Source organism: Streptomyces sp. NPDC002886 (assembly GCF_042888445.1).
Lineage (GTDB): Bacteria > Actinomycetota > Actinomycetes > Streptomycetales > Streptomycetaceae > Streptomyces.
This window is the reverse complement of the sequence record NZ_JBIAPV010000005.1, coordinates 146,411-172,848: the sequence shown is the minus strand read 5'-3', so window position 1 is coordinate 172,848 and position 26,438 is coordinate 146,411. Positions and strand designations below refer to the sequence as shown.

Here is a 26,438-nt window from a genome sequence, read left to right as displayed (position 1 = left end):
ACCCCTGGTGGTCCTCGTCGGCCCCATGGGGTCCGGCAAGTCCACCGTGGGCGAGCTGATCGCCCAGCGGCTCGGAGTCGCCTACCGGGACACCGACGCCGACATCGTCGCGGCCCAGGGCCGGGAGATCTCCGACATCTTCATCGACGAGGGCGAGCCCCACTTCCGTGAGCTGGAGCGGGCGGCCGTCGCCGCCGCCGTCGCCGGCCACGAGGGGGTCCTCGCCCTCGGCGGCGGCGCCGTCCTCGACGAGAAGACGCGCGAACTGCTGGCCGGGCTGCCCGTCGCCTACCTCTCGATGGACGTCGAGGAAGCCGTCAAGCGCGTGGGCCTCGGCGCCGCGCGCCCGCTGCTCGCCGTCAACCCGCGCCGCCAGTGGCGCGATCTGATGGAGGCCCGGCGCCCCCTGTACACCGAAGTCGCGCGCGTCGTGGTGGCCACGGACGCCCGCACCCCCGAAGAGGTCGCCCAGGCGGTCCTCGACGCTCTGGAGTTGAAGAACGCATGACAGACCAGGTGACGCGGATCCAGGTCGGCGCGAGCGCCGGGCACGACGCGTACGAGGTGCTGGTGGGCCGGCAGCTGCTCGGCGAGCTCGGCTCCCTGATCGGTACGAAGGCCCAGCGGGTCGCCGTCATCCACCCCGAGGCCCTCGCCTCGACCGGTGAGGCGCTGCGGGACGACCTCGCCGCACAGGGGTACGAGGCCGTCGCCATCCAGGTGCCGAACGCCGAAGAGGCCAAGACGGCCGAGGTGGCGGCGTACTGCTGGAAGGCGCTGGGCCAGTCCGGCTTCACCCGCAGCGACGTCGTCGTCGGCGTCGGCGGGGGATCCACCACGGACCTCGCGGGCTTCGTCGCGGCCTCCTGGCTGCGCGGGGTGCGCTGGATCGCCGTCCCGACCACCATCCTGGCGATGGTGGACGCGGCGGTCGGCGGCAAGACCGGCATCAACACCGCCGAGGGCAAGAACCTCGTCGGCGCCTTCCACCCGCCGGCCGGTGTGCTCTGCGACCTGGCGGCGCTGGACTCGCTGCCGGTCAACGACTACGTCAGCGGTCTCGCCGAGATCATCAAGGCCGGATTCATCTCCGACCCGGTGATCCTCGACCTGATCGAGGCGGACCCCGAGGCGGCGCGCACGCCGGCCGGCCCGCACACGGCCGAGCTGATCTGCCGCTCCATCCAGGTCAAGGCCGACGTGGTCTCCAGCGACCTCAAGGAGTCGGGCCTGCGGGAGATCCTCAACTACGGGCACACCCTCGCGCACGCCATCGAGAAGAACGAGCGCTACAAGTGGCGCCACGGCGCGGCCGTCTCGATCGGCATGGTCTTCGCCGCCGAACTCGGCCGGCTCGCGGGCCGGCTCGACGACGCGACGGCCGACCGGCACAAGGCCGTCCTGGCTTCGGTGGGGCTTCCGCTGACCTACCGCGGCGACCAGTGGCCCAAGCTGCTGGAGACCATGAAGCTCGACAAGAAGTCCCGGGGCGACCTGCTGCGCTTCATCGTCCTGGACGGGCTGGCCAAGCCGACCGTCCTGGAGGGTCCCGACCCGGCCGTCCTCGTGGCGGCCTTCGGCGAGGTCACGGCCTGAACCGGGTTCGGGCCGGTGCGAACCGGCCCGAACCGGCCGGGGCCGGCCACCTCGCGACCGCCGCGTGACCCGGCGGGCCTCCGGGGTCATATAACGTTCTCGTATCAGTCGGGTGGAACGAGACGGAGTGGCAGCGGAATGCACCAAGGAGTGGGAGGCGGGGGCTGGGAGCCGCCGGGGAGTCGACACCCGGCGGCGCCCGCGCAGCCGCCGGCAGCGCCGGCGGCGGGCTGGCCCGCGTCTTCCATGCCGCCCGTGCCCTCCACGCCCGCGGCGCCCCCGGCGCCCCCGTCCGTACCGGGTCCGCCGGACGGGTTCACCGGGCACGTCCCGCTGCCGCCCGCCGCCCACGGCACCGGCGGCGCCACCCTCGCGGTCCTGCTGATCGGCCCCGCGGGCGCCGGCAAGACCACGGTGGCCCGCCACTGGGCCGGCACCCGGCCCGTCCCCACCGCGCACATCAGCCTGGACGACGTACGGGAATGGGTGTGCTCCGGCTTCGCGGATCCGCAGGCCGGCTGGAACGACCACTCCGAGGCGCAGTACCGCCTCGCCCGCCGCACCTGCGGCTTCGCCGCCCGGAACTTCTTGGCCAACGGGATCTCGTGCATCCTCGACGACGCCGTGTTCCCGGACCGGCCAGTGGTGGGCCTCGGCGGCTGGAAGCGGCACGTGGGGCCCGCGCTGCTGCCGGTCGTGCTGCTGCCCGGCCTGGAGATCGTCCTGGAGCGCAACGCCGCCCGCTCGGGGAACCGGCGCCTCTCCGACGAGGAGGTCGCGCGGATCCACGGCCGCATGGCCGGCTGGTACGGCTCCGGGCTGCCGATCATCGACAACTCCCACCTCGACGTCGAGGGCACCGCACGCGCCCTGGACGAGACCCTGGCCCGCGTCATCTCGCAGCCCGCCTACTGAATCGGCCTGCGGAACCGGCCGGCCGAGTCCCCGGCCGGGGGCCGGTCGGCCCGGTCCGGCCCCCGTACGGCTGCGCTCACCAGGCCGGATGCGCGCAGCGCTCGTAGGCTCGGAGACATGTCAGACGTGTACGCGGCCCGCCGGGGCCTGCTTCGCGACCGCTGTGCGGCCGCCGGAAACGCCGCCGCACTCATCACGCGTCCGGCGAACGTCCGTTACCTCTCCGGGGCGTCGCCGCTGGGCGCGGTCCTGCTGGTGGGTCCGGGCGGTGAGGACATGCTGTTCTGTGCCGGACAGCCCACCGGGGAGGCCGACGAGGGACGGCTCGACGAGCACCTGCGGCTCTCCGTGCTGGCCGGCCCCGGCGCGGATCCCGCCGTCGCGGCGGCCGACGCGGCCTCCCTCGCCCGCGCCGATTCCCTCGCCGTCGAGGAACACCACCTCACCGTCGGCCGGCACCGCGCCCTGAGCTCGGTGGCGCCGGGGCTGCGCCTGGCGGACCTGGGGACCGCCGTGGAACAACAGCGCCTCGTCAAGGACGAGGAGGAGATCGCCTGCCTCCGGATCGCCGCCGAGATCGCCGACCAAGCCCTCGGGGAGCTGCTGGAATCGATCCTGGTGGGCCGCACCGAACGGCACCTCGCCCTGGAACTGGAACGCCGCCTGGTGGACCACGGCGCCGACGGACCGGCCTTCCCGACCTCCGTCGGCACCGGGCCGCATTCCGGCCGCTCCCGGCACCGGCCTTCGGACAGGCGGGTCGAGGAGGGTGATTTCCTCTCCGTCTGCCTCGGCGCGAACTACCGGGGCTACCGCTGCGAGATCGGCCGCACCTTCGTGATCGGCACGACCCCGGCCGGCTGGCAGATCGAGCTCTACGACCTCGTCTTCGCTGCCCAGCGGGCGGGCCGGGAGGCCCTGCTGCCCGGGGCCGCGTACCGCGATGTGGATCACGCGGCCCGCTCCGTCCTCGACTCCGCAGGTCACGGCGAGGCCCTCGCGGCGTGGACCGGACACGGTGTCGGTCTCGAAATCGACGAGGACCCGCAGCTTGCACCTACGGCCATGGGTAAACTGGACGCTTGCGTGCCGGTCACCGTCGAACCGGGGGTTCACCTCCCTGGCCGGGGTGGTGTCCGGATCGATGACACGCTCGTCGTACGCCCCGAGGCGGACGGCGGTCCCGAGCTACTCACCATTACGACCAAGGAGCTGCTCGCGCTCTAGCCCGTCGCCGGGCTGTGCGCGCACCCGTGGTCTTCCAGTGCAGGAGATTCCCACACCGTGGCTTCCACGAACGACCTCAAGAACGGCATGGTGCTGAAGCTCGACGGGGGCCAGCTCTGGTCCGTCGTCGAGTTCCAGCACGTCAAGCCCGGCAAGGGCCCGGCCTTCGTGCGCACCAAGCTGAAGAGCGTCATGTCCGGCAAGGTCGTCGACAAGACGTTCAACGCCGGCACCAAGGTCGAGACGGCCACCATCGACCGCCGCGACATGCAGTTCTCCTACATGGACGGCGAGTACTTCGTCTTCATGGACATGGAGGACTTCGACCAGCTGATGGTCGACAAGAAGGCCGTCGGTGACGCCGCCAACTTCCTGATCGAGGGCTTCACCGCCTCCGTGGCCCGCCACGAGGGCGAGGTGCTCTACGTCGAGCTCCCGGCCGCCGTCGAGCTGACCATCGAGCACACGGACCCGGGCGTCCAGGGCGACCGCTCCACCGGTGGCACCAAGCCGGCGACGCTGGAGACGGGCCACGAGATCCAGGTCCCGCTCTTCATCAACACCGGCGAGAAGATCAAGGTCGACACCCGCACCAGCGACTACCTCGGCCGGGTGAACAGCTAACCGTGGCTGCCCGGAGCAACGCGCGCAAGCGCGCTTTCCAGATCCTGTTCGAGGCCGACCAGCGCGGGGTCTCCGTGCGCGAGGTCCTCGCGGACTGGGTCCGCCACTCGCGGTCGGACACCGACCGTCAGCCCGCGGTGAACGAGTTCACCATGGAACTCGTCGAGGGGTACGCCGACAAGGTGGACCGCATCGACGATCTGATCGCCACCTACGCCGTGGACTGGGACCTCGACCGCATGCCGGTCGTGGACCGGAACATCGTGCGTCTCGGTGCCTACGAGCTGATCTGGGTCGACGGTACCCCGGACGCCGTGGCCATCGACGAGGCCGTCCAGCTGGCCAAGGAGTTCTCCACGGACGAGTCGCCCTCGTTCGTGAACGGGCTGCTCGGCCGCTTCAAGGACCTCAAGCCGAAGCTGCGCCGCAGCGAGAGCTGACCGGCGCCGCCGGTACGGCGTGAACGGAGGGCCCGCAGCGCACGCGCGCTGCGGGCCCTCCGTCGTACGCCCCCAAGACGCCTTCGGGCGGCCGTGCGGGCATGAGAAAACCGGTGGGTGCCGGGAGCCTGTCGGCTCCCGGCACCCACCGGTAAACGTTTCTGCTGAGGCGTGGGGGACTAGATGTCCTCGTGCGCCACCGCACGACGCGCGTCCGCGTCCAGTACGCCCCAGCTGATGAGCTGCTCGGTCAGGACCGAGGGCGACTGGTCGTAGATGACGGCGAGGGTGCGCAGGTCGTCCTGGCGGATCGAGAGCACCTTGCCGTTGTAGTCGCCGCGCTGGCTCTGGATGGTCGCCGCGTAACGCTGCAGCGGGCCGGCCTTCTCGGCGGGGACGTGGGCGAGGCGCTCCAGGTCCAGGCGCAGCTTCGGCGGCGGCTCGGCCGCTCCGCCGGGGGTCGTACCGGGCAGCAGTTCCTGCACGGGCACCCCGTAGAAGTCCGCCAGCTCGGCAAGACGCTGGACGGTCACGGCGCGGTCTCCGCGCTCGTAAGAACCGACCACCACGGCCTTCCAACGGCCCTGGGACTTCTCCTCGACACCATGGAGGGAAAGGCCCTGCTGGGTGCGGATGGCGCGGAGCTTGGCCCCGAGCTGTTTGGCGTATTCGCTGGACATAACGCTCCCGGACGCTGTGACGACATGACCACGTGCGGCTCCGCCGCGCGGCTGGTAACTCACTGTGAGGTTACGCAGCGTTACTTGGATGCGTCAAGCCGAATGGTCTCCGACGCCCACGTAAGAGGGGTCCTGGACTGCCCCGATGTCGGGTCGCGGGAATCCCCCTGGTACCGTGGAACGCGTAGATCCGACGTCCTTTAAGGTCCGTCCCGTGAGGCGGAGAAGGAGGTCCTTTTCATGGACACTCAGCACGACCGGCAGAACCAGCAGGATCAGAAAACAGTTGCGGATGTCATGCGCCCCGTTCTCGAAGCGCAGGACATCGCCCGGGTTCTGACCCGCATCGCCCACGAGATCGTCGAACGCGCCAAGGGCGCCGACGACGTGGTGCTCCTCGGCATTCCCACCCGCGGTGTCTTCCTCGCCCGCCGGCTGGCCGCCAAGCTTGAAGAGATCACCGGTACGAAGATCCCGGTCGGCTCCCTCGACATCACCATGTACCGCGACGACCTGCGGATGAAGCCGGCCCGCGCCATCGGCCGCACCGAGATTCCCGGCGACGACATCGACGGCCGCCTGGTCGTCCTCGTCGACGACGTTCTCTTCTCCGGCCGGACCATCCGTGCCGCCCTCGACGCCCTCGGCGACCTCGGCCGCCCCCGCGCGGTGCAGCTGGCGGTCCTCGTCGACCGCGGCCACCGCGAACTGCCGATCCGCGCCGACTACGTCGGCAAGAACCTCCCCACGTCGCTGCGGGAGAACGTCCAGGTCCAGGTCCAGGAGGAGGACGGCCGCGACGCCGTGCTGCTCGGCCAGCGGACCGACCGGGCAGCCGGGCAGTAGTCCCGTGCCTCCGGCCGGGCCCCTCGGGTCCGCGCCGGAATCCGCCCTGCCCGCACCCCCAGCCAGCCCGTCTGCCCTCCCATGGCTTCGACCTCACCACGGCCTTGACCTCACCACGGCTTTGAACTCAACGACTTACGGAGCACCCGGATGAAGCGCCACCTCATCTCGGCCGCCGATCTCACGCGCGACGACGCCGTCCTGATCCTCGACACCGCCGAGGAGATGGCCCGAGTCGCGGACCGGCCGATCAAGAAGCTGCCCACCCTGCGCGGCCGCACGATCTGCAACCTCTTCTTCGAGGACTCGACCCGGACCCGGATCTCCTTCGAGGCCGCCGAGAAGCGACTCTCCGCCGATGTCATCAACTTCGCGGCCAAGGGTTCCAGCGTCTCCAAGGGCGAGTCCCTCAAGGACACCGCCCAGACCCTGGAGGCCATGGGCGTCGACGCGGTCGTCATCCGCCACCACGCCTCCGGCGCGCCCTACCGCCTCGCCACCTCCGGCTGGATCGACGCCCCGGTGATCAACGCGGGCGACGGCACCCACGAGCACCCCACCCAGGCCCTGCTCGACGCCTTCACCATGCGCCGCCGCCTGGTCGGCAAGGACGCCGGGCTCGGCAAGGACCTGAACGGCCGCCGGATCACGATCGTCGGCGACGTCCTGCACAGCCGGGTCGCCCGCTCCAACGTCCAGCTGCTCCACACCCTCGGCGCCGAGGTCACCCTGGTGGCCCCGCCCACCCTGGTCCCGGTCGGCGTCGAGGCCTGGCCGTGCGAGATCTCGTACAGCCTGGACGCGGTGCTGCCGAAGTCCGACGCCGTCATGATGCTGCGGGTGCAGCGCGAGCGGATGAACGCCGCCTTCTTCCCGACCGAGCGCGAGTACTCCCGCCGCTACGGCCTGGACGGCGCCAGGATGGCCCGCATGCCCGAGCACGCCATCGTCATGCACCCCGGCCCGATGGTCCGCGGCATGGAGATCACCGCCGAGGTCGCCGACTCGGAGCGCTGCACGGTCATCGAGCAGGTCACCAACGGCGTCTCGATCCGCATGGCCGTCCTGTACCTGCTGCTCGGAGGCTCCGAGCCCGCCGTCACCACCACCAGCACGCCCCGCACCGAGGAGAGCAAGTAAAGATGAGCAAGATCCTTATCCGTGGCGCGAAGGTACTCGGTGGCGACGTCCAGGACGTCCTGATCGACGGCGAGACCATCGCCGCCGTGGGCACCGGCCTCGACGCCGGCGACGCGACCGTCATCGAGGCCGCGGGCCAGGTCCTCCTCCCCGGCCTCGTCGACCTCCACACCCACCTGCGCGAGCCCGGCCGCGAGGACTCCGAAACCGTCCTCACCGGCACCCGCGCCGCCGCCTCCGGCGGCTACACCGCCGTCTTCGCCATGGCCAACACCTTCCCCGTCGCCGACACCGCGGGCGTCGTCGAGCAGGTGTGGCGCCTGGGCAAGGAGTCCGGCTACTGCGACGTCCAGCCCATCGGCGCCGTCACCGTCGGCCTGGAGGGCAAGCAGCTCTCCGAGCTCGGCGCCATGCACGAGTCCGCCGCCCGCGTCACCGTCTTCTCCGACGACGGCAAGTGCGTGGACGACGCGGTCATCATGCGCCGCGCCCTGGAGTACGTGAAGGCCTTCGGCGGCGTCGTCGCCCAGCACGCCCAGGAGCCCCGCCTCACCGAGGGCGCCCAGATGAACGAGGGCATCGTCTCCGCCGAGCTCGGCCTCGGCGGCTGGCCGGCCGTCGCCGAGGAATCGGTGATCGCCCGCGACGTGCTGCTCGCCGAGCACGTCGGCTCCCGCGTCCACATCTGCCACCTGTCCACCGCCGGATCCGTCGAGATCATCCGCTGGGCCAAGTCCCGCGGCATCGACGTCACCGCCGAGGTCACCCCGCACCACCTGCTCCTCACCGACGAGCTCGTGCGCTCGTACAACCCGGTCTACAAGGTCAACCCGCCGCTGCGCACCGAGCGCGACGTGCTGGCCCTGCGCGAGGCGCTCGCCGACGGCACGATCGACATCGTCGCCACCGACCACGCCCCGCACCCGCACGAGGACAAGGACTGCGAGTGGGCCGCCGCCGCCATGGGCATGGTGGGCCTGGAGACCGCGCTCTCCGTCGTCCAGCAGACGATGGTGGAGACCGGACTGCTCGACTGGGCGGGCGTCGCCGAACGCATGTCCTTCGCCCCGGCGCGCATCGGCAGCCTTCCGAACCACGGTCGCCCCGTCTCGGCAGGTGAACCCGCGAACCTGACCTTGGTCGATACCTCGTACCGTGGTGTCGTGGACCCCGCACACTTCGCCTCCCGCAGCCGCAACACGCCTTACGAGGGCCGTGAGCTGCCGGGGCGCGTCACTCACACCTTCCTGCGGGGCCGGGCAACGGTCGTGGACGGGACGCTGGCGTGACACCTGCAGTAATCCAACTGGCCGCCGAGGCCGCCGAACGACAGTCGGCGGAGGTGACGGACTGGGGCGCCCGCATCGCGTGGGTGATCGGTCTGCTCGTCTTCATCGCCTTCGTGTACTGGCTGATGCGGCAGGGCTGGAAATGGCGCGGCACCCTGCAGAGTGATCTGCCGGAGCTGCCCGCCGCCCCCGGCGGTCTCCCCGAGCACCGGCTGGCCCTGACCGGCCGGTACCACGGGTCCACCACCGCCGGGCAGTGGCTCGACCGGATCGTCGCCCACGGACTGGGCGTCCGCAGCCGGGTCGAGCTCGCGCTCACCGACGCGGGCCTCGACGTGGTCCGTCCGGGTGCCACCGACTTCTTCGTACCGGCCGCGCAGCTGCGCGGCGCCCGCCTCGACAAGGGAATCGCGGGCAAGGTACTCACCGAAGGCGGTCTCCTCGTCGTCACATGGGCGCACGGCGACAGGCTGATCGACTCCGGATTCCGCTCCGACCGCGCGGCCGAACACGCCGCCTGGGTCGAAGCGATCAACGACATGAACCACTCAATCACCACGACGGAAGGCGCCGAACGATGACGACCTCCACCAGGGGAGCAGCCAAAGCTCCCGCCGTACTCGTCCTGGAGGACGGTCGGATCTTCCGCGGCCGCGCCTACGGCGCTGTGGGGGAGACCTTCGGCGAGGCCGTGTTCTCCACCGGCATGACCGGCTACCAGGAGACCCTCACCGACCCGTCGTACCACCGGCAGGTCGTCGTGATGACCGCCCCTCACGTGGGCAACACCGGCGTCAACGACGAGGACCCCGAGTCCTCCCGCATCTGGGTCGCCGGGTACGTCGTACGCGACCCCGCCCGCGTCCCCTCCAACTGGCGCTCCGTGCGCTCGCTGGACGAGGAGCTCGTCAGGCAGGGCGTCGTCGGGATCTCCGGCATCGACACCCGCGCCCTGACCCGCCACCTGCGCGAGCGCGGCGCCATGCGCGTCGGCATCTTCTCGGGCGAGGCCTGGGACGGCGTCCGCGACGAGGCGCTGCTGGCCAAGGTGCAGGCCGCCCCGCAGATGAAGGGCGCCGACCTGTCCGCCGAGGTCTCCACCAAGGAGACGTACGTCGTCCCCGCGATCGGTGAGAAGAAGTTCACCGTCGCCGCCGTGGACCTCGGCATCAAGGGCATGACCCCGCACCGGATGGCCGAGCGCGGCATCGAGGTGCACGTGCTCCCCGCCACCGCCACCGTCGAGGACGTGTACGCGGTCGCCCCCGACGGCGTGTTCTTCTCCAACGGCCCGGGCGACCCGGCCACCGCCGACCACGCGGTCTCCGTCATGCAGGGCGTCCTCGCCCGCAAGACCCCGCTCTTCGGCATCTGCTTCGGCAACCAGATCCTGGGCCGCGCGCTCGGCTTCGGCACCTACAAGCTGAAGTACGGCCACCGCGGCATCAACCAGCCGGTGCAGGACCGCACCACCGGCAAGGTCGAGATCACCGCGCACAACCACGGCTTCGCCGTGGACGCGCCCCTCGACAAGGTCTCGGAGACCGCCTACGGCCGCGCCGAGGTCTCCCACGTCTGCCTCAACGACAACGTCGTGGAAGGCCTCCAGCTGCTCGACCAGCCGGCCTTCTCCGTCCAGTACCACCCCGAGGCGGCCGCCGGCCCGCACGACGCCGCGTACCTCTTCGACCGCTTCGTAAATCTGATGGAGGCCGAGCGTGCCTAAGCGCACCGATATCCAGTCCGTCCTGGTCATCGGCTCCGGCCCGATCGTCATCGGCCAGGCCGCCGAGTTCGACTACTCCGGAACCCAGGCCTGCCGCATCCTCAAGGCCGAGGGCCTGCGGGTGATCCTGGTGAACTCCAACCCCGCCACGATCATGACCGACCCGGAGATCGCCGACGCCACGTACGTCGAGCCGATCACCCCCGAGTTCGTCGAGAAGATCATCGCGAAGGAGCGCCCCGACGCGCTGCTCCCGACCCTCGGCGGCCAGACCGCGCTGAACACCGCCATCTCCATGCACGAGCAGGGTGTGCTGGCGAAGTACAACGTCGAGCTCATCGGCGCCAACGTCGAGGCGATCAACAAGGGCGAGGACCGCGACCTCTTCAAGGGCGTCGTCGAAGCCGTCCGCGCCAAGATCGGCTACGGCGAGTCCGCCCGCTCGGTCATCTGCCACACGATGGACGACATCATCCAGGGCGTCGACACCCTCGGCGGCTACCCCGTCGTCGTGCGCCCCTCCTTCACCATGGGCGGCGCCGGCTCCGGCTTCGCCCACGACGAGGAAGAGCTGCGCCGCATCGCCGGCCAGGGCCTCATGCTCTCCCCGACCACCGAGGTGCTCCTGGAGGAGTCCATCCTCGGCTGGAAGGAGTACGAGCTGGAGCTGATGCGCGACACCAAGGACAACGTCGTCGTCGTCTGCTCCATCGAGAACTTCGACCCGATGGGCGTCCACACCGGCGACTCCATCACCGTCGCCCCGGCGATGACCCTCACCGACCGCGAGTACCAGCGGCTGCGCGACATCGGCATCGCGATCATCCGCGAGGTCGGCGTCGACACCGGCGGCTGCAACATCCAGTTCGCGATCGACCCGGTCGACGGCCGCGTCATCGTCATCGAGATGAACCCGCGCGTGTCCCGTTCGTCCGCGCTCGCGTCGAAGGCCACCGGCTTCCCGATCGCCAAGATCGCCGCGAAGCTGGCCATCGGCTACACGCTCGACGAGGTCCCCAACGACATCACCGAGAAGACGCCGGCCTCCTTCGAGCCGTCCCTCGACTACGTCGTCGTCAAGGCCCCGCGCTTCGCCTTCGAGAAGTTCCCGCTGGCCGACGCCACCCTCACCACCACCATGAAGTCGGTGGGCGAGGCCATGGCCATCGGCCGCAACTTCACCGAGGCCCTCCAGAAGGCCCTGCGCTCGCTGGAGAAGAAGGGCTCGCAGTTCACCTTCGTCGGCCCCACCGGCGACAAGGAAGAGCTCCTGGCCACCGCGGTCCGCCCGACCGACGGCCGCATCAACACCGTCATGCAGGCCATCCGCGCCGGCGCCACCCAGGAAGAGGTCTTCGAGTACACGAAGATCGACCCCTGGTTCGTCGACCAGCTCTTCCTCATCAAGGAGATCGCGGACGAGCTGGCCGCCGCCGACAAGCTCCACCCCGAGCTGCTCGCCGAGGCCAAGCGCCACGGCTTCTCCGACAGCCAGATCGCCGAGATCCGCGGCCTGCGCGAGGACGTCGTCCGCGAGGTCCGCCACGCGCTCGGCGTCCGCCCGGTCTACAAGACGGTCGACACCTGCGCCGCCGAGTTCGCCGCGAAGACCCCGTACTTCTACTCGTCCTACGACGAGGAGTCCGAGGTCGCGCCCCGCGAGAAGCCCGCGGTCATCATCCTGGGCTCCGGCCCGAACCGCATCGGCCAGGGCATCGAGTTCGACTACTCCTGCGTCCACGCCTCCTTCGCCCTCAGCGACGCCGGCTACGAGACCGTGATGGTCAACTGCAACCCGGAGACCGTCTCCACCGACTACGACACCTCCGACCGCCTGTACTTCGAGCCGCTGACGCTCGAAGACGTGCTGGAGATCGTCCACGCCGAGTCGCTCGCCGGCCCGATCGCGGGCGTCATCGTCCAGCTCGGCGGCCAGACCCCGCTGGGTCTCGCCCAGGCCCTCAAGGACAACGGCGTCCCCGTCGTCGGCACCCCGCCGGAGGCCATCCACGCCGCCGAGGACCGCGGCGCCTTCGGCCAGGTCCTCGCCGAGGCCGGCCTGCCCGCCCCCAAGCACGGCACCGCCACCACCTTCGCCGGCGCCAAGGCCATCGCCGACGAGATCGGCTACCCCGTCCTCGTACGCCCCTCGTACGTGCTCGGCGGCCGCGGCATGGAGATCGTCTACGACGAGGACCGGCTGTCCTCGTACATCGCCGAGTCCACCGAGATCTCGCCGACCCGCCCCGTGCTGGTCGACCGGTTCCTCGACGACGCGATCGAGATCGACGTCGACGCCCTCTACGACGGCACCGAGCTCTACCTCGGCGGCGTCATGGAGCACATCGAGGAAGCCGGCATCCACTCCGGCGACTCGGCCTGCGCCCTGCCCCCGATCACCCTCGGCGGCTACGACATCAAGCGGCTGCGCGCCTCCACCGAGGCCATCGCCAAGGGCGTCGGCGTCCGCGGCCTGATCAACATCCAGTTCGCGATGGCGGGTGACATCCTCTACGTCCTGGAGGCCAACCCGCGCGCCTCCCGGACCGTGCCCTTCACCTCGAAGGCGACCGCGGTCCCGCTCGCGAAGGCCGCCGCCCGCATCTCGCTCGGCACCACCATCGCCGAGCTCCGCGAAGAGGGCATGCTGCCGAAGACCGGCGACGGCGGCACCCTGCCGCTCGACGCGCCGATCTCCGTCAAGGAGGCCGTCATGCCGTGGTCGCGCTTCCGCGACATCCACGGCCGCGGCGTCGACACCGTGCTGGGCCCGGAGATGCGCTCCACCGGCGAGGTCATGGGCATCGACTCCGTCTTCGGCACGGCGTACGCCAAGTCGCAGGCCGGCGCCTACGGCCCGCTGCCCACCAAGGGCCGCTGCTTCATCTCCGTCGCCAACCGCGACAAGCGCACGATGATCTTCCCGGCGCGCGAGCTCGTCGCCCACGGCTTCGAGCTGATGGCCACCTCCGGCACCGCAGAGGTCCTGCGCCGCAACGGCATCAACGCCACCGTCGTGCGCAAGCTCAGCGAGGGCGAGGGCCCCGACGGCGAGAAGACCATCGTCCAGCTCATCCACGACGGCCAGGTCGACCTGATCGTCAACACCCCGTACGGCACCGGTGGCCGCCTCGACGGCTACGAGATCCGTACGGCCGCCGTGGCGCGCGGAGTCCCGTGCCTCACCACGGTCCAGGCTCTCGCCGCGGCCGTCCAGGGCATCGACGCGCTCAACCGCGGCGACGTCGGCGTCCGCTCGCTCCAGGAGCACGCGGAGCGGCTGACGGCGGCCCGCGACTAGTAGCCCGTAAGAAAGGGGGGCATCGGCGACAGCGACCGGTGTCCCCCCTTTCATGAGCGCCAAAGGGATATTTCGGACGATGTACAAACTGTTCTTCAACCTCGTCTTCAAGCGGATGGACCCGGAGCAGGCCCACTACATGGCCTTCCGCTGGATCCGCCTCGCGGCCCGCACCCCGGTGCTGCGCACCTTCGTGGCCGCCTACCTGGCCCCCCGGTACGCGTCCCTGCGCACCGAGGCCCTCGGACTGCGGATGCACGGCCCCTTCGGGCTCGCGGCCGGCTTCGACAAGAACGCCGTCGCCATCGACGGGATGTCGATGCTCGGCTTCGACCACATCGAGATCGGCACCGTCACCGCCGAGGCCCAGCCCGGCAACCCGAAGAAGCGGCTGTTCCGGCTGGTCCCGGACCGTGCGCTGATCAACCGCATGGGCTTCAACAACGAGGGCTCGGCGGCCGTCGCGGACCGCCTGGCGGCCCGTAACCCCGTCTTCAAGACGGTCGTCGGCGTCAACATCGGCAAGACGAAGGTCGTCCCCGAGGAGGAGGCCGTCGCCGACTACGTCGCCTCCACCGAGCGCCTCGCCCGGCACGCGGACTACCTCGTCGTCAACGTCTCCTCCCCGAACACCCCGGGCCTGCGCAACCTCCAGGCCACGGAGTCCCTGCGGCCCCTGCTGAGCGCCGTCCGCGAGGCGGCCGACCGCGTCGTCACCGACCGGCGGGTCCCGCTGCTCGTCAAGATCGCCCCGGACCTCGCGGACGAGGACGTGGACGCGGTCGCCGACCTGGCCCTGGAGCTGGGCCTCGACGGCATCATCGCGACGAACACGACGATCGCCCGCGAGAGCCTCGGCCTGAAGTCCGACCCCTCGCTGGTCAAGGAGACCGGCGGCCTGTCCGGAGCCCCGGTCAAGGAGCGCTCCCTGGAGGTCCTGCGCCGGCTGTACGCCCGCGTGGGCGACCGTCTGGTCCTGGTCGGCGTCGGCGGCATCGAGAACGCCGAGGACGCCTGGCAGCGGATCCTGGCCGGCGCGAGCCTGGTCCAGGGCTACAGCGCCTTCATCTACGAGGGCCCCTGCTACGCCCGCGCCATCCACAAGGGCCTGGCCGCGCGCCTGGCCGCCAGTCCGTACGCGACGCTCGCCGAAGCGGTGGGCGCGGAAACCCGAAAGGCCGCCCTGTGACCTCTGCGACTCCTGTCATCCCCTTCGGTACGCGGCTGCGCGAGGCGATGGACACCCGCGGGCCGCTGTGCGTCGGCATCGACCCGCACGCCGCCCTGCTGGCCTCCTGGGGCCTGAACGACGACATCGCGGGCCTGGAGAAGTTCTCCCGCACGGTGGTCGAGGCGCTGGCCGACTCGGTCGCGGTCTTCAAGCCCCAGGCGGCGTTCTTCGAGCGGTTCGGCTCGCGGGGGATCGCGGTGCTGGAGCAGACGGTGGCCGACGCGCGGGCGGCGGGCACGCTGGTCGTCATGGACGCCAAGCGGGGTGACATCGGCTCGACGATGGCCGCGTACGCGGAGACCTTCCTCTCGCCCTCGTCCCCGCTCTTCTCCGACGCGCTCACGGTTTCCCCGTACCTGGGCTACGGCTCGCTGAAGCCGGCCGTCGACCTGGCACGGGAGTCGGGAGCCGGTCTGTTCGTGCTGGCCCTGACCTCCAACCCGGAGGGTGCGGAGGTCCAGCGGGCGGTGCGGTCGGACGGCCGCACGATCGGAGCGACGATGCTGGCGCACCTGGCGCAGGAGAACGCCGGAGCCTCCCCGATGGGCTCCTTCGGAGCCGTGGTCGGGGCGACGCTGGGGGACCTGTCCTCCTTCGACCTGGACATCAACGGGCCGCTGCTGGCCCCCGGCATCGGCGCGCAGGGCGCCACCGCGGCGGACCTCCCGGCGGTGTTCGGCGCGGCCGTCCGCAATGTCGTCCCGAACGTGTCGCGGGGCGTGCTGAAGCACGGGCCCGACGCGGCCGCGCTCCGCGCTTCGGCCCGGACCTTCGCGGACGAGATCCGCGCGGCCGTAGCGGCGTAGCCCTGCGGGGCCGTCCCCCACCCGCCCTCCGCCCCTTCCCCGGGGCTGCGCCCCGGACCCGTTGCCGGGTGCGGTGCCGTTCCGGGGGCCGGCCCCCGGAGCCCCAGGGGTCCGGGCGCAGCCCGCGCAGCGGAAACCGGCCGGCGGGTCAGGGCGTAGGGCCCGGTGGGTCGGGGCTTCGGACCGGTGCGGGGGAGGGGGCCGCAGGGTGATCATGGGGTGGGGGGTTACGGCCACTACCCCGGACGGAGCGCCCCGCGTGCCCCCAGTACAGACCGCCGCCACGATCCGGCGCATCGAGCCCGTCGGGGCCTACCACCACCTCGTCCTCGACGCCCCCGGCGTCACCGGCGTCCGCCCCGGCCACTTCGGTGCCCTCGCCATCGGCGGCCGGGACTCCGCGATGCTGCTGCGCCGCGCCTTCTCCATCCACCGCGCCGACCCGGCCACCCGCACCGTCGAGTTCGTCTTCGCCGAGGCCGGCCGCGGGACCAGGGCACTGGCCGCGCACCGCCCCGGCGACACCGTGGACCTCATCGCCCCCCTCGGGACCCCCTTCCCGCTCCCCGACGGCCCGGTCGGCGCGGTCCTGGTCGCCGGCGGCTACGGCAGCGCCCCGATGTTCGCCCTCGCCGAGGAGATCCTCGGCCGCGGCGGCCGGGTCGCCTTCGTGCTCGGCGCGTCCACCGCCGACCGGCTGTTCGGGGTCGAGCGGGCCAAGGCCCTCGCCGAGCACGTGTACGTGGTGACCGACGACGGTTCCGCCGGCCGCCGGGGCCGGGTCACGGGACCCCTGCTCGAGGCCATCAACGGGATCGGCGCCACCGAGGTCCACTCCTGCGGCCCGATGGGCATGCTCAAGGCCGTCACGGAGATCGCCACCGCCGCCGGAGCCGCCAGCCACACCGCCGTCGAGGAGGCCATGGCCTGCGGGATCGGGATCTGCATGAGCTGCGTCCTGCCCGTCACCGGTCCCGACGGCGTCACCCGTTTCCTTCGCTCCTGCACATCCGGCCCCGTTTTCGACGGCACGACCGTCCGCTGGGACGACGCCGGAACCCTGCCCGAGGACCTCGAAGGCGCGGCCGCCATGACCCCGAAGGCGAGCGCCGACCGGTGAATCCCCTGAGCCCCCTCAACCCCGAAGACGTGGACATGTCCGCGCCCCTCGGCGCTCACGTCACCCTCCCGAACCCCGTCTCCACCGCCTCCGGCTGCGCCGGCTACGGCCGCGAGCTGCACCGGTTCACCCCCCTCCACGAGCTCGGCACGATCACCACCAAGACCGTGATGCCGTACGTCCGCTCCGGCCGCGCCACTCCGCGGATGGCCGAGACCCCGAGCGGGATGCTGAACTCCATCGGGCTCCAGGGCTCCGGCATCGACCACTTCGTCGAGCACGAGCTGCCCTGGCTGGCCGAGCGCGGGGCGCGGGTGCTCGTATCGGTCGCGGGGGAGCGTACGGAGGAGTTCGCCGAGGCGGCCGCCCGGCTGACCGGGCAGCCCGGCGTGGTCGGCATCGAGGCCAACATCTCCTGCCCCAACGTCGCGAACCGCGGTCTCGTCTTCGCCTGTGACGCCGACGCCTCCTTCGAGGTGGTCAAGGCGGTCAAGGCGGCGGCCGACCCCGCACTGCCCGTCTACGCCAAGCTGACCCCCGATGTGACACGGATCACGGACATCGCGGCGGCGTGTACGGAGGCGGGCGCCGACGGGCTCTCGATGATCAACACCGTCCTCGGGATGACCATCGACACCGACACCATGCGCCCGGCCCTCGCCGGGGTCACCGGAGGCCTCTCCGGCCCGGCGATCCGGCCCGTCGCCGTCCGCTGCGTCTTCCAGGTCCACGGGGCGATGCTGGCCGGCGCCGTCCGGCGGGTCCCCGTCCTCGGGATGGGCGGGATCGCCTCCGGCCGGGACGCGCTCGAATTCGTCCTCGCCGGCGCTTCGGGGGTGGCGGTCGGGACCGCCCTGTTCAACGATCCGTCCGCGCCCCTGAGGATCCGCGAAGACCTGCGCGCGGCGCTCGCCGCACGCGGGATCGGAGCGTTCGAGGACGCCGTCGGGCTCGCTCATCGCACTCGCTGACGAAATTCGAACGTCTTTCACCGGACAAATCCGGGGTGGTTTGTCCGTGATGTACGGTTCAGTGGAGGCTGACCAGGACTTTTCGTCCGTTCTCGCTGACTGGAGCGGTCATGGCCGCTAGTCTCCGAGCAGAGTGAACGAGCAGCGATCGAGCACCACCGCTGTTCGGGGGCTCGCCTGGTGTGATGCCTTCCGGCATTTCACTGGTCCGTATCCGACAGTTCGACATCCGAGGTGACGTAGGCGTGGCTCTTCCGCCCCTTACCCCTGAACAGCGCGCAGCAGCGCTCGAAAAGGCCGCCGCGGCTCGCCGGGAGCGGGCCGAGGTGAAGAATCGACTCAAGCACTCCGGCGCCTCCCTGCACGACGTCATCAAGATGGGGCAGGAGAACGACGTCATCGGCAAGATGAAGGTTTCCGCTCTCCTGGAGTCCCTGCCCGGCGTCGGCAAGGTGCGTGCCAAGCAGCTCATGGAGCGCCTCGGCATCTCCGAGTCACGGCGTGTCCGAGGTCTCGGTTCCAACCAGATCGCCTCTCTGGAGCGTGAGTTCGGCGGTAACGCCGCCTAAGGCGTCGTCCGAAGTTCTCCCGGCGTTCTCAGGCAGTCCCGAGAAGCTGGATAATCGCTCTATGGCAGCAGAGGTTCGTCCGCGGCTGACCGTGCTCTCCGGCCCTTCGGGGGTCGGCAAGAGCACGGTCGTCGCGCATATGCGCAAGGTTCACCCCGAGGTCTGGCTCTCGGTGTCGGCCACCACCCGCAAGCCGCGGCCCGGTGAGCGACACGGAGTCCACTACTTCTTCGTCAACGACGACGAGTTCGACAAGCTGATCGCCAATGGCGAGCTGCTGGAGTGGGCCGAGTTCGCGGGCAACCGCTACGGCACACCGCGCGGCGCAGTGCTGGAACGCCTGGAGAACGGCGAGCCGGTCCTGCTGGAGATCGATCTCCAGGGCGCACGGCTCGTACGCGAGTCCATGTCCGAGGCACAGCTGGTCTTCCTGGCTCCTCCGAGCTGGGACGAACTGGTCCGCCGGCTCACCGGCCGGGGCACCGAAACGGCGGAGGTCGTGGAGCGCCGGCTCGGCGCCGCCAAGATCGAACTTGCTGCCGAATCCGAGTTCGACAGCACCCTGGTCAACACCTCGGTCGAGGACGTCGCGCGCGAGCTGCTAGCCTTGATGAATGTCGTCTGATCGTTGACCGGTGTTCAACCGGTCCGAACGGTCCGAAATCGACACTTCTAGGTATGACCCCATCTTCGGAAGGTAGAGCGTGTCCTCTTCCATTACTGCGCCCGAGGGCATCATCAACCCGCCGATCGACGAGCTGCTCGAGGCCACGGACTCGAAGTACAGCCTCGTGATCTACGCGGCCAAGCGTGCCCGTCAGATCAACGCGTACTACTCGCAGCTCGGTGAGGGCCTGCTCGAGTACGTCGGCCCGCTGGTGGACACCCACGTCCACGAGAAGCCGCTTTCGATCGCGCTGCGCGAGATCAACGCGGGTCTGCTGACCTCCGAGGCCATCGAGGCCCCGGCTCAGTAAGACACGAGTGTCCTTTCATCACAGGCCCGGCAGACCATCTGCCGGGCCTGTGGTGTGTCATAGAGGTGTCGTCGTAGTCAGTCGACGCAGTCAGCCGAAGGGGCGTGTGTGGTGGGTAAGCCGAAGGTCGTGCTCGGAGTCAGTGGCGGGATCGCCGCTTACAAGGCGTGCGAGCTGCTGCGCCGGCTGACCGAGTCCGGGCACGACGTCCGCGTGGTGCCGACGGCGGCGTCGCTGAACTTCGTGGGGGAGGCCACCTGGGCCGCCCTCTCGGGGAACCCGGCCTCCACCGAGGTCTGGGAGAGCGTCCACGAGGTGCCGCACGTGCGCATCGGGCAGACCGCCGACCTCGTCGTCGTCGCCCCGGCCACCGCCGACATGCTGGCCAAGGCCGCCCACGGGCTGGCCGACGACCTGCTCACCAATACGCTGCTCACCGCGCGCTGTCCCGTGGTGTTCGCACCCGCGATGCACACCGAGATGTGGGAGCACCCGGCGACCCGGGAGAACGTGGCCACGCTGCGCCGCCGCGGCGCCGTCGTCATCGAGCCCGCCGTCGGCCGGCTCACCGGCAAGGACACCGGCAAGGGGCGGCTGCCCGACCCCGAGGAGATCTTCGAGGTGTGCGCAAGGGTCCTCGCCCGCGGGGTGGCCGAGCCCGACCTCGCCGGGCGGCACGTGGTGATCAGCGCGGGCGGCACCCGTGAGCCGCTGGACCCGGTCCGCTTCCTCGGCAACCGCTCCTCCGGCAAGCAGGGCTACGCCCTCGCCCGTACCGCGGTCGCCCGCGGGGCCCGGGTCACCCTGGTATCCGCCAACACCGCGCTCGCCGACCCCGCCGGGGTGGACCTCGTACGGGTCGGGACGGCCCTGCAGCTGCGCGAGGCCGTGCTCAAGGCCGCCGCGGACGCCGACGCGGTGGTGATGGCCGCGGCCGTGGCCGACTTCCGGCCGGCCGAGTACGCGGGCGGGAAGATCAAGAAGAAGGACGGGCAGGAGCCCGCACCGGTCACCCTCGTACGTAATCCGGACATTCTCGCGGAGATTTCCTCCGACCGGGCCAGGGAGGGCCAGGTCGTGGTCGGATTCGCCGCCGAGACGGACGACGTCCTCGCCAACGGGCGGAGCAAGCTCCTCCGCAAGGGGTGTGACCTTCTCGTCGTGAACGAGGTGGGTGAGGCGAAGACCTTTGGTTCCGAGGAGAACGAGGCGGTCATCCTGTCCTCCGACGGAAGCGAACTCGCCGTCCCCTACGGTCCGAAGGAATCGCTGGCAGACGTGATTTGGGACCAGGTGGCCCCGCGACTCGCGGCGCGACGCGCCTGAGCGGAGGCCCTTTCCGCAGGCTGCTCCTTGGGTAAGAATGGAGTGTCGCAGGTCACACGGCTCCCATAGGGCGAGACGGGTGGTCCGGCGAACGGTGGCGACCGATAAACTGCAGCCGGAACGTGATCGGGCGCAGCCTCCGATGTCGTTCCACCAAAATTTCAGCCAGCAGCCGCTGCAACCCCAGGGAGCGTTGTGTCCCGTCGCCTGTTCACCTCGGAGTCTGTGACCGAGGGTCACCCCGACAAGATCGCTGACCAGATCAGCGACACCATCCTCGACGCGCTCCTCACCGAGGACCCGACCTCGCGCGTCGCCGTGGAGACCCTCATCACCACCGGTCTCGTCCACATCGCGGGAGAGGTGACCACGAAGGCGTACGCGCCGATCGCGCAGCTCGTCCGCGACAAGATCCTCGAGATCGGCTACGACTCCTCGAAGAAGGGCTTCGACGGCGCCTCCTGCGGCGTGTCGGTGTCCATCGGCGCGCAGTCCCCGGACATCGCGCAGGGTGTCGACACCGCGTACGAGAAGCGGGTCGAGGGCGATGAGGACGAGCTCGACAAGCAGGGCGCCGGCGACCAGGGCCTGATGTTCGGGTACGCCTGCGACGAGACCCCCGAGCTCATGCCGCTCCCGATCCACATCGCGCACCGCCTCTCGAAGCGGCTGTCCGAGGTCCGCAAGAACGGGACCATCCCGTACCTGCGCCCCGACGGCAAGACCCAGGTCACCATCGAGTACGACGGCGACAAGGCCGTCCGCCTCGACACCGTCGTCGTGTCCTCGCAGCACGCCGCGGACATCGACCTGGACTCGCTGCTCGCCCCGGACATTCGCGAGTTCGTCGTCGAGCACGTGCTGAACCAGCTCGTCGAAGACGGCATCAAACTCGACACCGAGGGCTACCGCCTGCTGGTCAACCCCACCGGCCGCTTCGAGATCGGCGGCCCGATGGGCGACGCCGGCCTGACCGGCCGCAAGATCATCATCGACACCTACGGCGGCATGGCCCGTCACGGTGGCGGCGCCTTCTCGGGCAAGGACCCGTCCAAGGTCGACCGCAGCGCCGCGTACGCCATGCGCTGGGTCGCCAAGAACGTGGTCGCCGCCGGTCTGGCCTCGCGCTGCGAGGTCCAGGTCGCGTACGCGATCGGCAAGGCCGAGCCCGTCGGTCTGTTCGTGGAGACCTTCGGCACGCACAAGGTCGACGTCGAGAAGATCGAGAACGCCATCGCCCAGGTCTTCGACCTGCGCCCGGCCGCGATCATCCGCGACCTCGACCTGCTGCGCCCGATCTACGCCCAGACCGCCGCCTACGGCCACTTCGGCCGCGAGCTGCCGGACTTCACCTGGGAGCGCACCGACCGCGTGGACGCCCTGCGCGCCGCTGCCGGCCTGTAGGACCCGCGCGTCCTGCTCGTAGGACCCGCTCGTAGCACCTGCTCGACGGACGGCCCCGGACCCCTGTGGTCCGGGGCCGTATTCCGTTGGTGCGGCCGCTTCCCCGCGCATACGCTGGCGCAGTCCTCCCGGTGCGAAGGGCGACGGCTTCATCTGGAGCGGGGTGCGAACCCCGTGTTGAAGGACCGCAGGACCGCCGCCGCCCGACAAGATCTCGGGAGGGCCGCCCGCACCCTGGACGCCACTGTCGGTGGCGTTTGGTAAGAATGCTGCTGTGAGCAGCGCGAACGATTCCCCGCCGGAGCAGCTGGCGCTGATGCGGGAGATGGTCGCCGAGGCCAAGGCCAAGGCACCCAAGGCCAAGCCGCGGACCTGGCGCGGGGCCTCCATCGCCGAGGAACTGCCCGTGGCCCGGGTCCTGGTCAACAAGGGCGTGCTCCACCTCGACCGGCTCTTCGACTACGCCGTCCCCGCCGAACTCTCCGCGGACGCCCAGCCCGGCGTCCGCGTCCGGGTCCGCTTCGGCGCGGGCTCCCACCGGGTCCACGGCGGCCGCCGCGAGGGCGGCGGGCTCATCGACGGCTTCGTCATCGAACGCCGCGCCGAGTCCGACTACAACGGAGCCCTCGCCGCCCTCGCCCAGGTGGTCTCGCCCGAGGTCGTGCTCGGCCCCCGCATGCTCGCCCTGGCCCGCGCCGTCGCCGACCGGTACGCCGGCAGCCTCGCCGACGTGCTCCAGCTCGCGCTGCCCGCGCGCAGCGCCCGCGCCGAGTCCAAGCCGTCCCCCGAACCGCTGCCCCCGCCCGCCGCGCCCGAGCCCGCCGGCTGGGAGCGGTACGGAGCCGGCCCCGGCTTCCTGCGCGCCCTGGCGGGCGGCGGAACCCCGCGCGCCGTGTGGACCGCCCTGCCCGGCCCCGGCTGGGCCGACGAGCTGGCCCGCGCCATGGCCGCCACCCTCGCCTCCGGACGCGGCGCCCTCGCCGTGGTCCCCGACGGACGCACAGCCGCCCGCGTCGACGCGGCGCTCACCGCCCTGCTCGGCGAGGGGCGGCACGCGCTGCTGACCGCCGAGTCCGGCCCGGAGAAGCGCTACCGCGAGTGGCTGGCCGTCAGCCGGGGCTCGGTGCGGGCCGTGGTCGGCACCCGGGCCGCGATGTTCGCCCCCGTACGGGACCTCGGGCTCGTCGCCGTCTGGGACGACGGCGACTCCAGCCACAGCGACGTCCACGCCCCCTTCCCGCACGTGCGGGAGGTGCTGGAACTGCGCGCGGTCACCGACGGCTGCGCCTTCCTGGTGGGCAGCACCAGCTGCACGGTGGAGGCCGCGCAGCTCGTCGAGTCCGGCTGGGCCCGGCCGCTGGTCGCCGACCGCGAGACCGTCCGGACCCACGCGCCCCGGATCCGGACCGTCGGCGACGAACTGCTGGCCCGCGACGGGGCCGCGCGGGCCGCACGGCTGCCGAGCCTCGCGTGGGAGACCGTCCGGGAGGGACTGAAGACCGGGCCCGTGCTCGTCCAGGTGCCCCGGCGGGGCTACGTGCCGCGGCTGGCGTGCGAGCGGTGCCGGACGCCCGCGCGCTGCACGGTCTGCGCGGGGCCGCTGGAGGCGCCCGACCAGCGGGACCTGCACTGCGGGTGGTGCGGAAGGGCCGAGCCGGCCTGGCACTGCGAGGAGTGCGGATCGTTCCGGCTGCGGGCCCAGGTGGTGGGAGCGCGGCGGACCGCCGAGGAGCTGGGGCGGGCCTTCCCGGCCGTACCCGTACGCACCTCCGGGCGTGACCACATCCTGGACGAGGTACCCGACCGGCCCGCGCTGGTGGTGTCCACGCCCGGCGCCGAGCCGGTCGCGGCGGGCCCCGGGTACGCGGCGGCGCTGCTCCTGGACGGCTGGGCCATGCTGAGCCGGCCCGACCTGCGGGCGAGCGAGGACGCGCTGCGGCGGTGGCTCGCGGCGGCCTCGCTGGTACGGGGGGACGGGCAGGTGGTGGTGGTCGCCGAGCCGACGCTGCGGCCGGTCCAGGCGCTGGTGCGGTGGGATCCCGTCGGGCACGCGGTACGGGAGCTCGCGGAGCGGGCGCAGCTCGGATTCCCGCCGGTGTCCCGGATGGCGGCGGTGGCCGCGGGCAGCGCCGACCTGGTGAAGGCCTTCCTGGCGGGGGCCGGACTGCCGCCGGACGCGGAGGTGCTGGGGCCCGTGCCGCTCCCCGGGCTCCGGGGAGAGCCGTCGGCGGGAGAGCGGGCGCTGGTCCGGGTCCCGCCCGGGAGCGGGGCCGCGCTGGCGGCCGCGCTGAAGGCCGCGCAAGTGGCTCGGCTGGCGCGGGGGGTTCCGGCGGCGGAGGCGGTCCGGATCCGGATCGATCCCCTGGACATCGGCTAGGGCCGGGCAGGGCTTTGTCGCCGGGAACGACGGAGCCCCCGGCGGGGTGGCCTGGGGCCGGTGCGCCGGGGGCGGGGGTTCGTCGGGGGTCGGCGTCCCGACGGTGGGTGTCAGCCGTTGCGGGGGCCGGGGAAGGCTGCGGGGCGGGACGAGGCGCCCGCCTCCTCGCGCACCGGCTGCGGCGGCACCGAGCGGGCCGCCGGGACGGTGGGCAGGGGGCCCAGGGTCCGGGTCGTCGTGGTGGTGGTGGTCGTGCCCTCCGCCAGCGGCTCCCGCTCGGCGGACTCGGCGCTCTGCGCCCGCCGCGCACCGTAGCGCCGGTGGACGGCCTGCTTGGTGACGCCGAGCGCCGAGCCGACCGCGTCCCACGAGAAGCCGAGCGAGCGGTCGAAGTCCACCGCGGCGGTGACCAGCGTCTCGACGCTGTCCCGCAGCTCCTGGGCGAGGCGGACGGTGGGCGCGGGTGCCCGGCCGTAGACGACGAAGCCCGTGGACGGGCCTGAGCGGCGCGGGCGGTAGACGTTGCCGAGCTGGGCGGTGAGCGTACGCAGAGCATCCACCTGCCGGCGAACCCGCTCGATGTCCCGCACCAGGAGGTGCAGGCTGGCCCGTGCTTGGGCGTCGTGGGTGGCGTGGTCGGCCATGAAGAAGCCTCTCGAACCGGTGCTGAAGAGCGGATAGGGCCGCAGACACCGTTCTGTTTCGCGGCCCGTTTCGGTCAATCTCTTTTGACCAACGCGCTACCGGGTGGGCAGGTCACGCTGTGGGGGCGTGTCGGCATATGCGAGGAGCGCGCGTGTGTGCGTACGCCCCCTCGGGCGGGCGGTGCGACGCAGGTGGGACCGTGGGCGGACAGACCATAGACTGGTGTGCTGCTGACAGCCGAGATAGCGAGGTAGACCCCAGTGAAGCTCGTCTTCGCAGGCACCCCCGAGGTCGCCGTGCCCGCCCTGGACGCTCTGATCGCCTCCGGGCGTCACGAGGTCGCCGCCGTGGTCACCCGGCCCGACGCCCCGGCCGGCCGGGGCCGTCGCCTGGTCGCCAGCCCCGTCGCCGAGCGCGCCGAGGAAGCCGGCATCGAGGTGCTCAAGCCCGCCCGGCCGCGCGACCCGGAGTTCCAGGCCCGGTTGCGGGAGATCGGGCCCGACTGCTGCCCGGTGGTCGCCTACGGTGCGCTGATCCCCAAGGGCGCCCTGGACATCCCCAAGCACGGCTGGGTCAACCTGCACTTCTCGCTGCTGCCCGCGTGGCGCGGTGCCGCGCCCGTGCAGCAGTCGATCATGGCGGGGGACGAGGTGACCGGTGCGTCCACCTTCCGGATCGAGGAGGGGCTGGACACCGGCCCGGTCTTCGGGATCCTCACCGAGGAGATCCGGCCCACCGACACCAGCGGCGACCTGCTGACCCGCCTCGCCTTCGCCGGCTCCGGACTGCTGGTCGCCACCATGGACGGCATCGAGGACGGCACCCTGCGCGCGGTGGAGCAGCCGGCCGACGGGATCTCGCTCGCGCCGAAGATCACCGTCGAGGACGCCCGGGTCGACTGGAAGGCGCCCGCGATGCGCGTCGACCGGCTGGTGCGCGGCTGCACCCCGGCGCCGGGCGCGTGGACGGTCTTCCGGGGGGAGCGGCTCAAGCTGGTCTCGGTCAAGCCGGTCGCGGACCGGACGGACCTCACGCCGGGTGACCTGGGTGTGGCCAAGAACAACGTCTACGTCGGCACCGGCTCGCACGCCGTGGAACTGCTCTGGGTGCAGCCGCAGGGCAAGAAGCCCATGAAGGCCGCCGACTGGGCGCGCGGGGTGCGGATCGCCCCCGGCGAGCGGCTGGGCGGGACCGACGTAGGCTGATTTCCGAGTTCGATCTTTTTCTT

General features: G+C 71.4%; 25 protein-coding genes. 23 read left to right on the top strand and 2 right to left on the bottom strand.

All coding sequences use genetic code 11. The annotated features are described in order from the left end of the window. Positions 1–25 precede the first annotated feature (25 nt). The 6 genes from ACFYYB_RS24280 to nusB all read left to right on the top strand — a co-directional run bounded on the left by ACFYYB_RS24280 (position 26) and on the right by nusB (position 4,802). The gene (locus ACFYYB_RS24280; protein WP_327309528.1) at positions 26–508 is read left to right on the top strand and encodes a shikimate kinase; all 483 of its coding nucleotides are present in this window, start codon (positions 26–28) and stop codon (positions 506–508) included. Further along, positions 505–1,596, top strand: a complete 1,092-nt coding sequence (gene aroB, locus ACFYYB_RS24275; RefSeq protein WP_327307704.1) for a 3-dehydroquinate synthase — start codon at positions 505–507, stop codon at positions 1,594–1,596. Before ACFYYB_RS24280 ends, aroB begins: the two co-directional genes overlap by 4 nt. A 138-nt stretch (positions 1,597–1,734) precedes the next feature. Beyond that, entirely contained in the window at positions 1,735–2,511 is a 777-nt protein-coding gene (locus tag ACFYYB_RS24270; protein WP_389437369.1) for an AAA family ATPase, read from the top strand. 117 nt (positions 2,512–2,628) lie between these two features. Continuing rightward, positions 2,629–3,738 (top strand): aminopeptidase P family protein, encoded by a 1,110-nt coding sequence (locus ACFYYB_RS24265; RefSeq protein ID WP_389437368.1) that lies wholly within the window; start codon positions 2,629–2,631, stop codon positions 3,736–3,738. A 57-nt stretch (positions 3,739–3,795) separates the two neighbouring features. Next, positions 3,796–4,362, top strand: a complete 567-nt coding sequence (gene efp, locus ACFYYB_RS24260; RefSeq protein WP_243334327.1) for an elongation factor P — start codon at positions 3,796–3,798, stop codon at positions 4,360–4,362. Positions 4,363–4,364: 2 nt separating this feature from the next. Continuing rightward, on the top strand, positions 4,365–4,802 hold the full coding sequence (gene nusB / locus ACFYYB_RS24255) for a transcription antitermination factor NusB (protein ID WP_214948214.1): 438 nt from the start codon (positions 4,365–4,367) through the stop codon (positions 4,800–4,802). Positions 4,803–4,981: 179 nt separating this feature from the next. On the opposite strand, the gene bldD is transcribed toward nusB, so the two are convergent. Beyond that, positions 4,982–5,482 carry a transcriptional regulator BldD gene (gene bldD / locus ACFYYB_RS24250; RefSeq protein WP_069929708.1) on the bottom strand — a complete coding sequence of 167 codons (501 nt, stop codon included), beginning with the start codon at positions 5,480–5,482 and terminating at the stop codon, positions 4,982–4,984. A 240-nt stretch (positions 5,483–5,722) separates the two neighbouring features. On the opposite strand from bldD, the gene pyrR reads away from it, so the two are divergent. The 16 genes from pyrR to ACFYYB_RS24170 all read left to right on the top strand — a co-directional run bounded on the left by pyrR (position 5,723) and on the right by ACFYYB_RS24170 (position 24,565). After that, positions 5,723–6,328, top strand: a complete 606-nt coding sequence (pyrR, locus tag ACFYYB_RS24245; protein WP_389437367.1) for a bifunctional pyr operon transcriptional regulator/uracil phosphoribosyltransferase PyrR — start codon at positions 5,723–5,725, stop codon at positions 6,326–6,328. A 150-nt stretch (positions 6,329–6,478) separates the two neighbouring features. Further along, complete coding sequence (locus ACFYYB_RS24240; RefSeq protein WP_327307709.1) at positions 6,479–7,468, top strand: aspartate carbamoyltransferase catalytic subunit; 990 nt, start codon at positions 6,479–6,481, stop codon at positions 7,466–7,468. A gap of 2 nt (positions 7,469–7,470) precedes the next feature. Beyond that, positions 7,471–8,757, top strand: a complete 1,287-nt coding sequence (locus ACFYYB_RS24235; protein WP_389437366.1) for a dihydroorotase — start codon at positions 7,471–7,473, stop codon at positions 8,755–8,757. Then, positions 8,754–9,338, top strand: a complete 585-nt coding sequence (locus tag ACFYYB_RS24230; RefSeq protein WP_266910417.1) for a hypothetical protein — start codon at positions 8,754–8,756, stop codon at positions 9,336–9,338. The genes ACFYYB_RS24235 and ACFYYB_RS24230 overlap by 4 nt, the downstream gene beginning before the upstream one ends. Next, positions 9,335–10,483 carry a glutamine-hydrolyzing carbamoyl-phosphate synthase small subunit gene (gene carA, locus ACFYYB_RS24225; RefSeq protein ID WP_389437365.1) on the top strand — a complete coding sequence of 383 codons (1,149 nt, stop codon included), beginning with the start codon at positions 9,335–9,337 and terminating at the stop codon, positions 10,481–10,483. The genes ACFYYB_RS24230 and carA overlap by 4 nt, the downstream gene beginning before the upstream one ends. Then, positions 10,476–13,784 carry a carbamoyl-phosphate synthase large subunit gene (gene carB / locus ACFYYB_RS24220; protein WP_389437364.1) on the top strand — a complete coding sequence of 1,103 codons (3,309 nt, stop codon included), beginning with the start codon at positions 10,476–10,478 and terminating at the stop codon, positions 13,782–13,784. Before carA ends, carB begins: the two co-directional genes overlap by 8 nt. 79 nt (positions 13,785–13,863) lie before the next feature. After that, complete coding sequence (locus ACFYYB_RS24215) at positions 13,864–14,973, top strand: quinone-dependent dihydroorotate dehydrogenase (RefSeq protein ID WP_389437363.1); 1,110 nt, start codon at positions 13,864–13,866, stop codon at positions 14,971–14,973. Then, complete coding sequence (pyrF, locus tag ACFYYB_RS24210; RefSeq protein WP_389437362.1) at positions 14,970–15,821, top strand: orotidine-5'-phosphate decarboxylase; 852 nt, start codon at positions 14,970–14,972, stop codon at positions 15,819–15,821. Before ACFYYB_RS24215 ends, pyrF begins: the two co-directional genes overlap by 4 nt. Before the next feature lie 259 nt (positions 15,822–16,080). Beyond that, on the top strand, positions 16,081–16,941 hold the full coding sequence (locus ACFYYB_RS24205) for a dihydroorotate dehydrogenase electron transfer subunit (protein WP_389437361.1): 861 nt from the start codon (positions 16,081–16,083) through the stop codon (positions 16,939–16,941). Then, entirely contained in the window at positions 16,938–17,912 is a 975-nt protein-coding gene (locus tag ACFYYB_RS24200) for a dihydroorotate dehydrogenase (RefSeq protein ID WP_389437360.1), read from the top strand. The genes ACFYYB_RS24205 and ACFYYB_RS24200 overlap by 4 nt, the downstream gene beginning before the upstream one ends. A gap of 245 nt (positions 17,913–18,157) precedes the next feature. Beyond that, a complete protein-coding gene (gene mihF, locus ACFYYB_RS24195) occupies positions 18,158–18,481 on the top strand; it encodes an integration host factor, actinobacterial type (RefSeq protein ID WP_250741333.1) in 324 nt (107 codons plus the stop codon). A 61-nt stretch (positions 18,482–18,542) separates the two neighbouring features. Then, positions 18,543–19,106, top strand: coding sequence for a guanylate kinase (gmk, locus tag ACFYYB_RS24190; RefSeq protein ID WP_327307719.1), 564 nt, complete (start codon positions 18,543–18,545; stop codon positions 19,104–19,106). A gap of 79 nt (positions 19,107–19,185) precedes the next feature. Further along, on the top strand, positions 19,186–19,458 hold the full coding sequence (rpoZ, locus tag ACFYYB_RS24185; protein ID WP_004948662.1) for a DNA-directed RNA polymerase subunit omega: 273 nt from the start codon (positions 19,186–19,188) through the stop codon (positions 19,456–19,458). A 111-nt stretch (positions 19,459–19,569) separates the two neighbouring features. Next, positions 19,570–20,784 (top strand): bifunctional phosphopantothenoylcysteine decarboxylase/phosphopantothenate--cysteine ligase CoaBC, encoded by a 1,215-nt coding sequence (gene coaBC, locus ACFYYB_RS24180; protein ID WP_389437359.1) that lies wholly within the window; start codon positions 19,570–19,572, stop codon positions 20,782–20,784. 195 nt (positions 20,785–20,979) lie between these two features. Then, positions 20,980–22,188 (top strand): methionine adenosyltransferase, encoded by a 1,209-nt coding sequence (metK, locus tag ACFYYB_RS24175; protein ID WP_389437358.1) that lies wholly within the window; start codon positions 20,980–20,982, stop codon positions 22,186–22,188. Between the two features lie 274 nt (positions 22,189–22,462). Beyond that, entirely contained in the window at positions 22,463–24,565 is a 2,103-nt protein-coding gene (locus ACFYYB_RS24170; RefSeq protein WP_389437357.1) for a primosomal protein N', read from the top strand. A gap of 110 nt (positions 24,566–24,675) precedes the next feature. Here ACFYYB_RS24170 and ACFYYB_RS24165 read toward each other — a convergent pair whose 3' ends face one another. After that, entirely contained in the window at positions 24,676–25,209 is a 534-nt protein-coding gene (locus tag ACFYYB_RS24165) for a hypothetical protein (protein WP_389437356.1), read from the bottom strand. A gap of 261 nt (positions 25,210–25,470) precedes the next feature. On the opposite strand from ACFYYB_RS24165, the gene fmt reads away from it, so the two are divergent. Next, complete coding sequence (fmt, locus tag ACFYYB_RS24160) at positions 25,471–26,415, top strand: methionyl-tRNA formyltransferase (protein ID WP_389437355.1); 945 nt, start codon at positions 25,471–25,473, stop codon at positions 26,413–26,415. The last annotated feature ends 23 nt before the right edge of the window (positions 26,416–26,438 follow it).

What these genes read in the sequence shown, in the direction of transcription:
- ACFYYB_RS24240 (WP_327307709.1), top strand. Translation starts at nt 6,479, where the DNA reads ATGAAGCGCCACCTCATCTCGGCCGCCGATCTCACGCGCGACGACGCC.
- ACFYYB_RS24265 (WP_389437368.1), top strand. Translation starts at nt 2,629, where the DNA reads ATGTCAGACGTGTACGCGGCCCGCCGGGGCCTGCTTCGCGACCGCTGT.
- gmk (WP_327307719.1), top strand. Translation starts at nt 18,543, where the DNA reads ATGGCAGCAGAGGTTCGTCCGCGGCTGACCGTGCTCTCCGGCCCTTCG.
- ACFYYB_RS24215 (WP_389437363.1), top strand. Translation starts at nt 13,864, where the DNA reads ATGTACAAACTGTTCTTCAACCTCGTCTTCAAGCGGATGGACCCGGAG.
- aroB (WP_327307704.1), top strand. Translation starts at nt 505, where the DNA reads ATGACAGACCAGGTGACGCGGATCCAGGTCGGCGCGAGCGCCGGGCAC.
- carA (WP_389437365.1), top strand. Translation starts at nt 9,335, where the DNA reads ATGACGACCTCCACCAGGGGAGCAGCCAAAGCTCCCGCCGTACTCGTC.
- ACFYYB_RS24270 (WP_389437369.1), top strand. Translation starts at nt 1,735, where the DNA reads ATGCACCAAGGAGTGGGAGGCGGGGGCTGGGAGCCGCCGGGGAGTCGA.
- ACFYYB_RS24280 (WP_327309528.1), top strand. Translation starts at nt 26, where the DNA reads ATGGGGTCCGGCAAGTCCACCGTGGGCGAGCTGATCGCCCAGCGGCTC.
- bldD (WP_069929708.1), bottom strand. Translation starts at nt 5,482, where the DNA reads ATGTCCAGCGAATACGCCAAACAGCTCGGGGCCAAGCTCCGCGCCATC.
- ACFYYB_RS24235 (WP_389437366.1), top strand. Translation starts at nt 7,471, where the DNA reads ATGAGCAAGATCCTTATCCGTGGCGCGAAGGTACTCGGTGGCGACGTC.
- pyrR (WP_389437367.1), top strand. Translation starts at nt 5,723, where the DNA reads ATGGACACTCAGCACGACCGGCAGAACCAGCAGGATCAGAAAACAGTT.
- ACFYYB_RS24165 (WP_389437356.1), bottom strand. Translation starts at nt 25,209, where the DNA reads ATGGCCGACCACGCCACCCACGACGCCCAAGCACGGGCCAGCCTGCAC.